This is a genomic window from Pseudomonas sp. LH21 (genome assembly GCF_036549575.1).
GTDB lineage: Bacteria > Pseudomonadota > Gammaproteobacteria > Pseudomonadales > Pseudomonadaceae > Aquipseudomonas > Aquipseudomonas peradeniyensis.
The window spans coordinates 1,863,841-1,877,475 of record NZ_CP144367.1; the positions used below are offsets into that span (position 1 = coordinate 1,863,841).

The 13,635-nt window shown below is 64.6% G+C and carries 9 protein-coding genes; 5 read left to right on the forward strand and 4 right to left on the reverse strand.

Going from position 1 to position 13,635, the window contains the following annotated elements; translation table 11 throughout:
• The first annotated feature begins 42 nt into the window (after positions 1 to 42).
• Together VUG52_RS08650 and VUG52_RS08655 are read left to right on the forward strand one after the other, a co-directional pair.
• Positions 43 to 4,602 carry an RHS repeat-associated core domain-containing protein gene (locus tag VUG52_RS08650; RefSeq protein ID WP_331832702.1) on the forward strand — a complete coding sequence of 1,520 codons (4,560 nt, stop codon included), beginning with the start codon at positions 43 to 45 and terminating at the stop codon, positions 4,600 to 4,602.
• An 11-nt stretch (positions 4,603 to 4,613) separates the two neighbouring features.
• Complete coding sequence (locus VUG52_RS08655; protein ID WP_262951150.1) at positions 4,614 to 5,033, forward strand: hypothetical protein; 420 nt, start codon at positions 4,614 to 4,616, stop codon at positions 5,031 to 5,033.
• A 239-nt stretch (positions 5,034 to 5,272) separates the two neighbouring features.
• Here VUG52_RS08655 and dsbG read toward each other — a convergent pair whose 3' ends face one another.
• From dsbG to dsbD, 3 genes are read right to left on the reverse strand one after another with little or no spacing between them, the layout of a single operon-like run.
• On the reverse strand, positions 5,273 to 6,031 hold the full coding sequence (dsbG, locus tag VUG52_RS08660) for a thiol:disulfide interchange protein DsbG (protein ID WP_050706562.1): 759 nt from the start codon (positions 6,029 to 6,031) through the stop codon (positions 5,273 to 5,275).
• Between the two features lies 1 nt (position 6,032).
• Positions 6,033 to 6,863, reverse strand: coding sequence for a TlpA family protein disulfide reductase (locus VUG52_RS08665; RefSeq protein ID WP_050706561.1), 831 nt, complete (start codon positions 6,861 to 6,863; stop codon positions 6,033 to 6,035).
• A complete protein-coding gene (gene dsbD / locus VUG52_RS08670; protein WP_262951152.1) occupies positions 6,863 to 8,581 on the reverse strand; it encodes a protein-disulfide reductase DsbD in 1,719 nt (572 codons plus the stop codon). Before dsbD ends, VUG52_RS08665 begins: the two co-directional genes overlap by 1 nt.
• Before the next feature lie 200 nt (positions 8,582 to 8,781).
• Between dsbD and VUG52_RS08675 the strand changes: the two genes are divergently transcribed.
• From VUG52_RS08675 to VUG52_RS08685, 3 genes are all read left to right on the forward strand, one after another.
• Entirely contained in the window at positions 8,782 to 9,465 is a 684-nt protein-coding gene (locus VUG52_RS08675; RefSeq protein WP_050706559.1) for a response regulator, read from the forward strand.
• The gene (locus tag VUG52_RS08680) at positions 9,462 to 10,784 is read left to right on the forward strand and encodes an ATP-binding protein (protein WP_050706558.1); all 1,323 of its coding nucleotides are present in this window, start codon (positions 9,462 to 9,464) and stop codon (positions 10,782 to 10,784) included. Before VUG52_RS08675 ends, VUG52_RS08680 begins: the two co-directional genes overlap by 4 nt.
• Before the next feature lie 228 nt (positions 10,785 to 11,012).
• Complete coding sequence (locus VUG52_RS08685; RefSeq protein WP_050706557.1) at positions 11,013 to 12,413, forward strand: aspartate aminotransferase family protein; 1,401 nt, start codon at positions 11,013 to 11,015, stop codon at positions 12,411 to 12,413.
• A gap of 178 nt (positions 12,414 to 12,591) precedes the next feature.
• Here VUG52_RS08685 and VUG52_RS08690 read toward each other — a convergent pair whose 3' ends face one another.
• A complete protein-coding gene (locus VUG52_RS08690) occupies positions 12,592 to 13,524 on the reverse strand; it encodes a siderophore-interacting protein (RefSeq protein WP_050706556.1) in 933 nt (310 codons plus the stop codon).
• Positions 13,525 to 13,635 lie beyond the last annotated feature (111 nt).

Sequence of the window (13,635 nt, forward strand, 5' to 3'; positions counted from 1 at the left end):
GGTGCTACGCTGCACACAGTGCGCAAGGATTTCACGGGTTTCATGGACGATAGCCTGCATGCCGCCCGCATGGGCGATCTCATTCTTCATCCCCCGCTGATGGCCGAGCTGGTCAGTGGCCTGGTCGAGGCCGCCGTCTATGCGGCGGCGGTCGCTGCGGTCGGTGCCGCCATTGGTGGCGCGGTGGTCGCGGTGGTCGGTACCGGCGGTGCCGCCGCCGTGCTCACGCCGTTGATCGCCGGGGTCATGGTCAGTGCTGCCGCCATGCTGCCGGCCGGTGAAGACAAGAGCATTGGCGAGCATATCAGCGACTTCAGCAACTGGGTCGGCAATTCGCTGTTTCCGCCCGAGCCGTACGGCTCGATCAGCAGTGGCTCGCATAATACCCGCATCAACGGCATCCTCGCGGCGCGCGCCGCCGGGGTGAGTGGTGGCCCGGTCGAGGCGCCGGGCCCAGCCGATGAACCGTCGATCCTCGAAAACATCGGGGCCTACGCCATGGTCGGCGCCTCGATGGTATTGCCGGTGATCGGCTTGGCGCAGGAGATCAACAGCATCTTCAACCCGCCGGTGACCACGCCGGCCGCGCCCGGATCGATTCCCAAGCCCGAGGACAAGGCGGTCTGCAGCAAGCACCCGCCAATGCCCGAACAGTTCGTTGCCCAAGGCTCGGACAAGGTGTTCATCAATGGCCAGCCGGCAGCGCGGGTCGGAGACAAGACCACCTGCGACGGGCCGATCGGCATGACCTATTCGCCCAATGTGCGCATCGGTGGCGGCACCACCACCGTGCGCGACATCCACGACGGCAAGAGCGCTGCGGCGAAGATCATTGGCCTGATTGCCGGGATGCTCATCAGTCGCCGGGGCATGCTCAAGGGTCGCCGCTGCGGGGTGGGCAACCCGGTGGCTCCAGCCATGGGCAGCAAATTCCAGGATGGCCCCGAGGATGTGGATTTCACACTCGCGGCGCTGGTCCCGATCACTTGGGCGCGGCGCTATGACAGCAACGACCGGCGTAGCGATGGCCTGTTCGGCATGGGTTGGAGTGTGCCCTATGAAGTGCGCCTGGAGCGTGTCGCGCACCCTGAGGGGGGCGAGTTGTGGATCTACGTCGATGATGAGGGCGCCAGGCTGGAGCTCGGGCGTCTGCAGGTCGGCAGTGCCTTCGTCAGTATTCTCGATGGCCTGGCGTTCTTTCATCAGGACAACGGTTTCACCATCGTCGAGGACATCAACAGCGGGTTGTACCAGGTGTTCCATACCGATCCATTGGACAGTCGGCGGTCGCGCCTGGTCAAGGTCGGTGATCGCAACCTCAATTGCCTGGAGCTGTTCTACGACGAACAAGGCCGATTGCAGTTCCTCGGCGACAGCTCGGCCCGGACCTTCATCGAACTGCGCTATGCCGACGGGCAACCGCGCCGGGTAGCCGAGATCCACAGACTGTACTTGCGGGCCGGTCAGGCCTTTGCCGTCGAGCAGCGCGAATGCCTGGTGCAGTATCGCTACACCTCGGCAGGGCAATTGGAGGTTGTCGCCGATGCCGAAGGGCAATTGCTGAGGCAGTTTACCTACACCGACCAAGGGTTGCTGGCCAGCCATACGCTGCCCATGGGGGCTACGCGGTACTACGAGTGGGCCCGCTTCACGCCACCGCCGGCGCGCCAACCGTGCAGTCTGGATGGCACGCCTTACGCCATGCCCGCGCTGTTGGAGCTACAGCCCGAGCATGAATGGCGCGTGGTTCGGCACTGGGGCAGCGACGGCGAGGACTATCGCTTCATCTATGACCTGGAGCATGGCCATACCCAGGTCATCGATGGCCTGGGGCGTGAGGAGCACTATCACTGGGGCGCGCTGAACGAGGTCCACACCTACATCGATGCGCTGGGATATTGCTGGCGGCACGACTATGTCGATGGCCTGTTGCGGCGCACCCTCGATCCACAAGGTGGCGAGTGGTCCTATAGCTACGATGCGCTCGGGCGCGTGGTTGCCACTGCCGACCCGTTGGGGCGTCGTGAAAGCATCGGTTACACCGAACATTGGGCCTTGCCCATCCGTATCGTCGACGGAGCAGGGCATGAGCGTCGTTATACCTATGATGCTCGGGGCAACCTGTTGTCCGAGGTCGATCCACTCGGGCAACTGACACATTACGACCACGATCGTCAGGGACGTATGGTGCGTAGTGTCGATGCCATAGGCAAGGAACGTTCGTTCAAGTGGAACGGGCGTGGCCAGCTGACTGCCTCACGCGATTGCTCGGGGCAACAGACTCACTATCGTTACGACCTGCGTGGGCACCTGAGCGAGGTGCACAATGCCGAGGGCGGCGCCACGCGCTATCGTTTCAATGTGCGTGGCCATCTGCAGCAGCGCGAATTGGCCGATGGCCGGGTCGAGCACTATCAGATCGATGCTGCCGGTCAGTTGGCCCGCCATGTCGACCCAGCGCAGCGCATGACCCAATGGCAATACGACGGCAGCGGCCGACTGCTGCAGCGTACTGATGCGCTGGGGCACATTGTGCGGTTGCACTGGGATGCCTACGGCCGCTTGCAGCAGTTGGAAAACGAGAACGGCGAGCACTATCGCTTCCAGTGGGATGCGCTAGACCGGTTGGTTGGTCAGCGTAACCTCGATGGTGGCGGTTTCAGTCTGCTTTATGATGCCCTGGATGCGATCACCCAACGCACCGTGCATCCATGCCGCGAAGCGGAGCCGGTGTTGCCGGGCAGCCCGGATGAGCCCGAAGTGTTTGCACAGGTCCACCACCATGAACACGATGCGGTCGGTCGTCTGCTGTGCAAGCGGACCGACGATGGCGAGACGACCTACCGCTACGATGCTGCTGACAATCTGCTGGCGATCCATTTCACTCACCGTAGTGGGCAGGTCCAGCAGTTGGACTTCACCTACGACGCCATGGGGCGATTGCTGAGCGAAAGCCAGGGTCCAGGGCAACTCGGTTACACCTATGATCCCCTAGGTAACCTGCAGACCTTGACGCTGCCTGACTCCCGCCGGATCAACTACCTGTGCTATGGCAGCGGACATCTGCACCAGATCAATCTCGACGGGCGGGTGATCAGCGACTTCGAGCGCGATGCGTTACACGACGAGGTCTTGCGCAGCCAGGGTGCATTGCTTACCAGAACCCGTTATGACAGTACGCGGCGCCTGCTGCGCAAGGCTGTGGAATATCAGGATGGCGAGCGCACCCGCATGCCCTTGCTGCAGAAGGACTATGAGTACGATGCGGCGGACAACCTTGTCGGCGAGGTACTGACCCAGACCCAGCGCGCTGGTAGCGGGCTGGGGGTGGAGCTTGAGCATCTGGTCGGTCGTTTCCAGGCCGGTGCCGGTGGGCGTGGCAGCTACCAGGGGCGCATTGGTTATGACTACGGGCCCACCGAGCGAATCCATGGCGCGTCACGCCAGTTGCCTCAGCAACAGCCGATGGTCGAGCACTTTGGCTACGACCTTGCCGGCAACCTGCTGGAGGGATATCAGGTCAACGGTCGGGTACGGCACAACCGGGTCAAGGTGTTCCAAGATAGACGCTATCGCTACGACCGCTTTGGTCGGCTCGAGGAGAAGCGCTCCGGCAATCGTCTGCTCCAGCGCTTTGAATACGATGCAGAGCATCGGCTGGTCTGTATCCGTCAGCGGCGCGGGCCGCTTCGCGAACGGATCGAGTTTGCTTACGACCCCTTGGGCAGGCGCATCGACAAACGAGTCTACCGTGACGACCTGGACGCGCCGGTCAGTCGAACCGAGTTTCAGTGGCAAGGCCTGCGTCTGTTGCGAGAAGTTCAGGACGGCAAACCGAGTCTCTATCTGTACGCAGACGCGGCGGGCCATGAGCCGCTGGCCAGGGTAGATGGGGTGCCTGGGCATGAGCAGGTTTTCCACTTCCATACGAATCTGGTCGGCCTGGTAGAGCAACTGACCGACGAACAGGGGATAACTGCCTGGCAAGGGCAGCACCAGGTATGGGGCAACAACTGCGAGGAATGGCATGCGCCGGAGCAGGTCAGTCGGCAGAATGTGCGTTTTCAGGGGCAGTATCTGGATCGGGAAACTGGGCTGCACTACAACACATTCAGATTCTATGACCCGGATATCGGGCGGTTTACCCAGCAAGACCCGCTAGGCTTGAGGGGCGGGATCAACCTCTATCAATATGCGCCCAATCCACTGTCATGGATCGATCCGTTAGGCTTGGAGGTGGTGCGTGTTTATCATTACACGAGCAAGGAAGGTTATAAGGGAATCATGGGGACAGGCGTGATTAATCAAAGTGACCCCGGCGCCAGGGGGCGAGGCGCTATTCAAGGCAAGCCCAAAGGTGTCTACGTGACGACACTAACGCCTGAGGAAATGGAGAGCACCAATGTAAGAGGTAAAATGGGGCTGACCAAAGAGAAAAGTACCCATTTTGTTTCATTTGAAGTTGATAGCGGGAAAGTTAAAAAAGTGGATCGGCAGAATGCTTATCTAAGGCTCTATATACAAGAAGATATTCAGCTCAGGGACGCTAATAGAAGACTTCGTGCTGATGTCAGTCACGGCGCTTCCGGATGCAAGCTATAGGAGACAGTGGGATGGCTGATTGGTCGGGTGTCATGTATGGCTTTTATACCGACATGTCGCTGGAACTGGTGCTCGCGGCATTGACGGAAAAAGCAGCACGTCTGGGGTTTCAGTCGCAGCAGGAGTGCATTCGGGGAGAGGAGTTTATTCTTTTCTATAAAGATGAGGGGATGCTGAAGGCCCACCTTGAGCAAGGTTACAATCTGGGGGCGACGGGCGAGGGGTGCTTTGGCGTTGAGGCAAAGCCAGCAGCGTTGAACGGGATCGCTACGCTATTCGAGTTTGAAGGTGATTCGGATTTCGAACCGTACGATATCAATTTGCGCTTCAATCGAATTTTTTACTATGTATTGGTGTTGCCGGACAGTGTCGATGAATCAGATTTCTGCCGGCGTATACACACTATGTTTTCCGAGACCTTGATGGCTTGAGCCACGATCAAGGTCGAGGGTGAGGCGGGCGTATCAATGAGCCTGAAAAGGACGGCTCCGGTCTGGCGACCGTATCTCCTTGTCTACGACATGGCTTTGCGTACAGTGCCTAAGCGAACGCAAAGCGCCCTGTGACCCATCAGGATCGCTGGGCTTGAAGCGCTATCTGCTGGTTGGTACGACAGCCATGTCGAGGTATTCGCCAAAGGCTATCGTTGTACCTTCAGATAGACTGCGGTTTAACGCTTGCCGAGTATCTTCCCCAGCATCTCCGGCCGCGGCGCCCCTTGCTGGCTCTGCAACTGCCCCTTTTCATCCTGATAGAAGATCGCCGGGGTTGCGGCCAGGCCCAGTTCTTCCATCAGCGCCAGATTCGCCTCGAGCTTCTTCTGAACCGCCTCCGGCACCTTGTCCAGCGCCTTGAGCGTGCTGGCCTTGCCGGCCTTCTCATGTTCTTGCAAGGCCTTGGCCGGGTCTTTGGCGGCGAGCAGCGCGGCGGACTTGCCCGGGCTGTCCTCGCGGATGATGCCGACCATGATGTGACGCAGCTGCACCTTGCCCGACTCGACCCAGGGCCGGGCCTGCTGCCAGAACATGTTGCAGTAGGGGCAGTTGGGGTCGCTGAACAGGTACACGGTGCGTGGGGCGTCCACCTTGCCGTCCTGGATCCAGGCGGATTTTTCCATCTTCGCCCAGACAGCCTTGCTCATCGGTGCGTACACCAGTTTTTCCAGTGGTTCGGCGCTGAGATCCTTGCCTTGCTCGTCGAACAGGCTGCCCACCAGCACGTGCTTGCCGTCGGGCGTCAGGTACAGGGCGATGCCGTTGTTGTGGTACTCGGCGGCATAGCCGCGCAGGCCGTTGGGGGCGTCGAAGCTGCCCTTGATCACGGCGCCCTTGGCCTGCAGTTGCTGGATCGCCTTGGGGAGCTCTTCAGCGTGCAACAGCGGGGCGGCGAGCAAGGTGAGGGTCAGCGGCAGCAGCGCATTCAATCGCATGTCAGTTTCCTTGTGGGGCGGGCGCATCGGCGCGTTCGAAGGGTTCCAGGGCGTGGCGCAGGCTGGCGCGCGACAGTTCGCCCAGGTGGCTGCCGACCAGCCGCCCTTCGGCGTTGTAGAACAGGGTGGTGGGCAGGGCCATGGAGCCGACCTTGCGGGCCAGCTCGCCGGTGCCGTCGAACAGCACGTGGGACAGGGTCAGGCCGGTGGTGGCCATGAAGGTGCTGACGTTCTCCGGGGTTTCTCCCTGGTTGACGAACAGGAAGGTCACGTGGGGGTAGTCGTCCTCGGCCTGTTGCAACACTGGCATTTCGCGCCGGCAGGGCGGGCACCAGGTGGCCCAGATGTTGATCACCAGCGGCCGCCCGCGGTAGCTGTGCAGGGCCACCGCCTGGCCACGGTTGTCGCGCAGGCTCATGTCCGGCAGTTCGGTACCCTTGCTGTAGAGGTGGCTGGCCAGGCTGCCGAGGCCCCAGAACAGCGCGCCGCTGAACAACGCCCAGCCCAGGGGGCGGCGCAGGCCGGGGCGCCGCCAGCCCTGCCACAGGGTGCCGAGGACGATGCCCAGCAGGCCGCCCCAGAGCAGGAAGCCGCCGTCGCGGATGTCGATGACCTGCAGCGGGTCGTCGCGGTACATCGGCCAGTAGGCCAGGACGAAGCCCAGGCGGGCGAACAGCAGGCCCAGCAGGAACAGATTGAACAGCGCAGATTCCGGGTTTTCACCGCCGCGCCTGGCCACCCGCCAGCCGACCAGGCTGGCGATGCCCAGCGCCGCGAGCAGCAGCAGGTGGTTCAGGGCCATGGTCAGTGGCCCGAGGGTGACGGTCAGCATCAGCCTTGGCTCCTGGTCTGGGCCCAGTGTTGCAGGAACCCGGCGGCGTCGATCTCCCCGGTGATGCGGCGAGCGCGGCGCTCGTCGCCTTCCGGGCCGATCCAGATCAGGCTGGGCGGGCCTGGCACCTGGTAACGCTGCAGCAGTTCGCGGCTGGCCGGGGAGTCGGCGGTCACGTCCAGGCGCAGCAGGTGCACGCCGGCCAGGCTGGCCTGGACATCGCCACGGCCGAACACCTGCTTTTCCATGACCTTGCACGACACGCACCAGTCGGCATAGTAGTCCACCAGCACCCACTGGCCACGTGCCTTGGCGGCGTCGAGCTCACGCTGCAGGTCGGCCGGCGCGTTCACGGTGACGAAGGCGTCGTGGGCGTTGGCCGGAGCTTGCGCGGTGCCCTTGCCGGCGAAGGGCTGCAGGGGTTGCCACAGGTCGTTGCCCCCGGCTGCGGCGCCCACCAGCAGCAGGCCCCCCCACAAGGCGCCGAGCAGGGGAATGGCGCGCAAGGCGGGCAGGCGCTGCAGGGCCGGCCAGGCGGCCCAGCCCAGGGCGATCAGCCAGGCGCCGGCCAGGGCCAGCACCAGGGTTTCCGCCAGCAGGCCACGCACCGTGTACAGGGCCATGGCCAGGAACACGAAGCCGAACAAGCCCTTGACCAGGTTCATCCAGGCGCCCGGGCGTGGCAGGTAGCGGTTGCCCAGGGTGACCAGCAACAGCAGGGGAACGCCCATACCCAGCCCGAGGGTGAACAGCACCAGCGCCCCTTGCAGCACGTCACCGCTCTGGGCGATGAACAAGAGCGCGCCGGCCAGCGGCGCGGTCATGCACGGGCCCAGCAGCAGGCCCGAAAGGGCGCCCAGCAACGCCGCGCCGTACAGGTTGCCGCCACGGGTGCCTTGCCCGGCGCGGTCCAGGCGGTCGCGCAGGGCGGTCGGCAATTGCAGTTCGAAGGCGCCGAACATCGGCAGGGCCAGGAGTATGAACAGGCCGGCCAGGCTGCCCAGCAGCCAGGGCTGTTGCAGCCAGGCCTGCAGGCTGGCGCCCAGCAGCGCGGCGATCACGCCGAGGGCGGCGTAGACCAGTGCCATGCTCAGTACGTAGACGCCGGCCAGCCACCAGCCGCGGCGGGCGTTGGCACCGTTGCCCAGGACCAGTCCGGCGAGGATCGGCAGCATCGGCAGCGAACACGGGGTGAAGGCCAGCAGCAGGCCCAGGCCGAAGAACGCCAGCAGGCTCCAGGCCAGGCTGTCCTGTTGCAGGGTGCCGGCCAGGGCCTGGTCGCTGGCTTGGTCGGCAGCGGCGGCTGGCGCGGTGCTGCCGCCCAGGGCTATTGGCGTGGTCTGCGGTGGGTAGCACAGGCCGGCGTCGGCGCAGCCTTGCCAGCCTAGGCGCAGCTCACCGCTGGTGTTAGCCGGCAGCAGCAGCTCCAGTTCGGTGCGGTATACCGCACTGTCGCCGAAGAACTCGTCGTGGTGGTTTTCGGCCTGGGGCAGGGACGGGTGCTGTTCGGCGGGTAGGCCGTCGAATTTCAGGCGCTTCTGGTAGAGGTAGTAGCCATCCTTGATCAGGAAATGCAGGCGCATCTGGCCGTTTTCCAGGCGATCGTGAGTCAGGACGAAGGCCTCGTTGACCGGCAGGAAGTCCGGCTTTACCGCAAAGGGGTTGGCCTGGAGGGGGCCGGCGAGCAGGAATGTCAGGAAGAGCAGGAGAACACGCATGTCGGCGCCTTGGCAGAGCTTTGAAGAGGGCCATGCTGGCCTGGGGTTATTAACTGAAGGTTAAGTTGGTCCTAGGACCGGCGGCAGCCTTGTCTGTCCCGATGCTATCAGCCCGACGAAATCCTCCAAACCCGTTCATAATCCCCCCTTAATCGCCACCCTGTGCAATGCCAGCTTCCCCACCCAGGAGAGACCCCCTCATGCACGTTCTGCTCTGCGAGGACGACGACCTGATCGCCAGCGGCATCTGCGCCGGCCTTTCGGCCCAGGGCCTGACCGTGGACCGGGTGGCCAGCGCCTCGCAGGCCCGGCAGATGCTCGGGACGGCGAAGTTCGACGTGATGATCCTCGACCTGGGCCTGCCCGACGAGGACGGCCTCAAGCTGCTGCGCCGCCTGCGCCAGCAGGGCGAGACCCTGCCGGTGCTGGTGCTCACCGCCCGCGACGCGGTCACCGATCGGGTCGATGGCCTGCAGGCGGGCGCCGACGACTACCTGCTCAAGCCCTTCGACCTGCGCGAACTGGCCGCGCGCCTGCACACCCTGCTGCGTCGTGTGGCCGGGCGGGCGGTGAATGTCATCGAGCACGGCCCGCTGCGCTACGACCCCAGCAGTTGCGCGGCCACCCTGGCCGGCCAGGCGGTGGACCTGTCGCGTCGAGAGCAGGCATTGCTTCAGGCCTTGCTGCAGAACCCGGGGCGCGTGCTGTCCAGCGAACAGCTCAAGGACTGCGTCTACGGTTTCAGCGATGAGGTCGAAAGCAACGCGCTGAACGTGCATATCCATCACCTGCGGCGCAAACTGGGCAACGGCATCGTCGAGACCGTGCGCGGCCTTGGCTACCGCCTGGGGCCGGCCCAGGCGCCGGAGGAGGGCGCGTCATGAGCCTGCGGGTTCGCCTTTCACTGATTCTCGGCAGTGTGTTCATCGTCATCTGGGTGCTGGCGGCGGCATGGATGCTGCGCGACCTGCGCCAGCAGATGATGTTTTCCCTCGACCAGCGCCTGGTGGCGTCGGCGCGCATGGTCGCGGGGCTGATCGACCAGTTGCCGCAACCGTTGACTGCCAAGGGCCAGGACGCGCACTTTTCCGCCGACCAGTTCAGCGTGCCGGACGGCATGGCCTGCCAGGTCAGCTCGCTGCGCGGCGAAATCCTCGCCAGCAACCACAAGCACGATGGCACCATGGACGACGAGCGCAGCGGCTTCCGTGACCAGACCATCGACGGCGCTTCCTGGCGCACCTTCACCTACAACCATGGCGATGTGCGCATTACCACCGCCGATCGTCACCAGGAGCGCGAGGCGCTGAACCAGTCGATCCTGCTGGCGGCCTCGGCGCCGGTGCTGATGGCATTGCTGGGCAGCCTGGGGCTGTTGTGGATCGGCCTTGGCAAGGGGCTGGAGCCGCTCAATCGCATGCGTGATGCCTTGCGCAGGCGCCGTGCCGACAGCGTCGAGCCGTTGCAGGTGGCCGGCCTGCCCAGCGAGCTGCAACCGCTGCTCGACACCCAGAACCAGCTGTTTTTGCGCATCGCCCAGACCATTGAACGCGAACGCCGCCTGACCGACGACGCCGCCCATGAGCTGCGCAGCCCGCTGACTGCCATCAAGACCCACCTTCAGGTGGCGCGGATGACCGATGGCACCGTGCGTGAACAAGCGCTGGAGCATGCCGAGCAGGGGACCGATCGCATGCACCGTACCTTGGAGCAACTGCTGATGCTGGCGCGGGTCGAGGGCAGCCTGTCCTTCGACGATGGCGTGCAGTGCAGCGCCGAGCAGGTTGCCCGGCAGGCCATCGAGGACGCCGGCGGTGGCGACAACCGGCGCATCCACCTGCGCCTGCCCGAGGCGGCGGCCAAGGTCTACCTGAGCATGCCGGCGCCGCTGGCGGTGGCGGCGCTGCGCAACCTGCTGGACAACGCCCTGCGCCATGGCGGCGATGCCGCCGTTGAGCTTGAGGTGCAGGCGCAGGACGGGCAGGTGGACTTCCTGGTGCGCGATCATGGACCGGGGATTGCCCAGGAAGACCTTGAACATCTGACCGAACGTTTCTGGCGCAACGGCCAGAGCGGTGGCTGCGGCCTGGGGCTGGCGATCGTCCAGGCCATCGTCCAGCGCTGCGCCGGCAACCTGCGGTTCGACAGTCGGGCCGATGGTTTGCGGGTAAGCCTGCAGGTACCGGCGCGTTCGGGGAGTTGAGTTCGGCGTTGTACCCATCGCGGGGCAAGCCCGCTCCCACGCAGCTTGGCGCATGAGTCTGTGGGAGCGGGCTTGCCCCGCGATGCAGGTCGTACATTCACAACAAATCCCACGGCAACCGCTAAATCCGCACCTCGCTGAAGCGTTTTTCAAACGATAAGAACCCGACACACATCCGGTTACAGGGCGCGTGGCGGGCACATTCGCTTGCTTGCGAGGGATTTTCCGATGTCGACCGCTTCCAGCCTTGCCCAGGTGCTGCCGGCCACCACGCCGCGCCCCCTGTACGAATTCGAGGATTCGCCCCTGCTGTTGCGCCAGCAGCAGCAGGAGTCCAACGCCCGCAGCTACCCGCGGCGCATCCCCCTGGCGCTCAAACGCGCCCGTGGCCTGTACGTCGAGGACGTCGAGGGCCGCCAGTTCATCGACTGCCTGGCCGGCGCTGGCACCCTGGCCCTGGGGCACAACCATCCGGTGGTGATCGACGCGATCCAGCGCGTGCTGGCCGATGAGTTGCCGCTGCACACCCTGGACCTGACCACGCCGGTCAAGGATCAGTTCGTCCAGGACCTGTTCGCTCTGCTGCCTGAAGGTTTGCGCGGGGAGGCGAAGATCCAGTTCTGCGGCCCGACCGGTACCGACGCGGTCGAAGCGGCGCTCAAACTGGTGCGCACGGTGACCGGGCGCAGCACCGTGCTGGCGTTCCAGGGGGCCTACCATGGCATGACCCAGGGCGCGCTGAGCCTGATGGGCAGCCTGGGGCCGAAAAAGCCGCTCGGCGCACTGTTGAACAATGGCGTGCAGTTCCTGCCGTATCCCTATGACTACCGCTGCCCGTTCGGCCTCGGTGGCGAGGCGGGCGTGCGCGCCAACCTGCACTACCTGGAAAACCTGCTGTGCGATCCGGAGGCCGGCGTGGCGCTGCCGGCGGCGGTGATCGTCGAGGTGGTGCAGGGCGAGGGTGGTGTGATTCCTGCCGACATCGAGTGGCTGCGCGGGCTGCGCCGGATTACCGAGCAGGCCGGGGTGGCGCTGATCGTTGACGAGATCCAGAGTGGCTTTGCCCGCACCGGCAAGATGTTTGCCTTCGAGCACGCCGGCATCGTGCCCGACGTGGTAACCCTGTCCAAGGCCATTGGTGGCAGCCTGCCGCTGGCGGTGATGGTCTATCGCGACTGGCTCGACCAGTGGTCGCCGGGCGCCCACGCCGGAACCTTCCGTGGCAACCAGATGGCCATGGCCGCAGGCTCCGCGGTGATGAAGTACCTGGTGGAGCACCGCCTGTGCGAGCACGCCGAGGCCATGGGGCAGCGTCTGCGCGGGCATCTGCAGCGCTTGCAGCAGGACTATCCGCAGCTTGGCGACATCCGTGGCCGTGGCCTGATGCTGGGCGTGGAGCTGGTGGATCCGACGGGCAAGCGCGACGTCCAGGGGCACCCTCCGGCCTGCCGCAAGCTGGCGCCGAAGGTACAGCGCGAATGCCTGCGCCGTGGCCTGATCCTCGAATTGGGCGGTCGCCATGGTGCGGTGGTGCGCTTTTTGCCGCCGCTGATCATCAGCGCCGAGCAGGTCGATGAGGTGGCGGCAAGGTTTGCCGAGGCGGTTGCGGCGGCGGTACTGGCTGGCTAAGGCCTTCCCATGGAGCAATACGTAACTTGCTGACTTGACTGGAACGGCGTGGGAGCGGGCTTGCCCCGCGATCACCGGCAAAGCCGGTGCCATAAACCGCATCGCGGGGCAAGCCCGCTCCCACGTTGGTGATGCTTACTCTTCTGTTCCGTAAGTGATCTTCTACAGGGCGCAGGTATCAGTCGAAGGTACGCCCGGCGCGCCAGTAGCCCATCAGCGTCAGGCTTTCCCTCGGCAAGCCGCGCTCCTTGATCAGGTATCGGCGGATATCCATCACAGTCCCCGATTCCCCGGCGATCCAGGCATGGAAGTCGCCGTGCTCGCCGCTGGCCTGTTCCCACAGGATGCGCTCGTCGATATCCACGTCCTCCAGCTCGACCGTCGACGCGCCACGCACGGCCGGCAGGCTGGCCAGCTCGCGCACGGCGTGCAGCATGCCCTGGCCATGTTCGCTACGCAGCAGATCGCGCGGCAGCCAATGCAGGCGGGTGGCCGGGCTGTGGCGCAGGTCGAGGCAGTCGGCTTCCAGCGGCACTTCGATATAGGCCTCCGCCAGCAGTTCCGGTGCCCTCGCGGCCAACTGTTCGAGGATGCCGGCGATGGCTGGCAAGGCGGTTTCGTCACCGACCAGCAGGATGCGCCGGGCGCTGTGCGGCGGCTTCCACTCGTAGCCGCCGGGGTCGTCCGCATAGGCCAGGTTGGGCGCGACCATCTGCAGGCGGTCACCCGGGCGGGCATGGGTGGCCCAGGCCGAGGCCGGGCCATTGACGCCGTGCAGGACGAAGTCCACATCCACTTCGAGGGCATCGCGGCGCAGGGCGCGAATGGTGTAGGTGCGCATCGGTGGCATGTCCTGAGCTGCCAGCTCGCGCCGCGCCTGTTGCCACTGCTCGTGCTTGGGCAGGCTCGGCGGCGCTCCGGCGGGCGTCGGGAACAGCAGCTTGACGCGCTGGTCGGGGGCCAGGGTGGTCATCTGCGCCACGTCTTCGCCGGTGAAGACGAAGCGGCTCAGCGACGGGCTCAGGGGTTCGATGGCTTTGAGGTCGAGGTCGAAGACCCGGTAGGGCGTGGCCTTGATCGGTTGGGTCAGGCGATCGAGCAGGGAGGTCATGGGTATGCCTCTGTCAGCGGGAGATACCCAACAGACGAGCATGCCGGTTGGTTAATTAGAAGGCTAAATTTCCTCGGCCCACCTACGTCCTAGCTTGGATAGAAGTCGCGG

What these genes read in the sequence shown, in the direction of transcription:
- VUG52_RS08650 (WP_331832702.1), top strand. Translation starts at nt 43, where the DNA reads ATGGACGATAGCCTGCATGCCGCCCGCATGGGCGATCTCATTCTTCAT.
- VUG52_RS08655 (WP_262951150.1), top strand. Translation starts at nt 4,614, where the DNA reads ATGGCTGATTGGTCGGGTGTCATGTATGGCTTTTATACCGACATGTCG.
- dsbG (WP_050706562.1), bottom strand. Translation starts at nt 6,031, where the DNA reads ATGCGATTGAATGCGCTGCTGCCGCTGACCCTCACCTTGCTCGCCGCC.
- VUG52_RS08665 (WP_050706561.1), bottom strand. Translation starts at nt 6,863, where the DNA reads ATGCTGACCGTCACCCTCGGGCCACTGACCATGGCCCTGAACCACCTG.
- dsbD (WP_262951152.1), bottom strand. Translation starts at nt 8,581, where the DNA reads ATGCGTGTTCTCCTGCTCTTCCTGACATTCCTGCTCGCCGGCCCCCTC.
- VUG52_RS08675 (WP_050706559.1), top strand. Translation starts at nt 8,782, where the DNA reads ATGCACGTTCTGCTCTGCGAGGACGACGACCTGATCGCCAGCGGCATC.
- VUG52_RS08680 (WP_050706558.1), top strand. Translation starts at nt 9,462, where the DNA reads ATGAGCCTGCGGGTTCGCCTTTCACTGATTCTCGGCAGTGTGTTCATC.
- VUG52_RS08685 (WP_050706557.1), top strand. Translation starts at nt 11,013, where the DNA reads ATGTCGACCGCTTCCAGCCTTGCCCAGGTGCTGCCGGCCACCACGCCG.
- VUG52_RS08690 (WP_050706556.1), bottom strand. Translation starts at nt 13,524, where the DNA reads ATGACCTCCCTGCTCGATCGCCTGACCCAACCGATCAAGGCCACGCCC.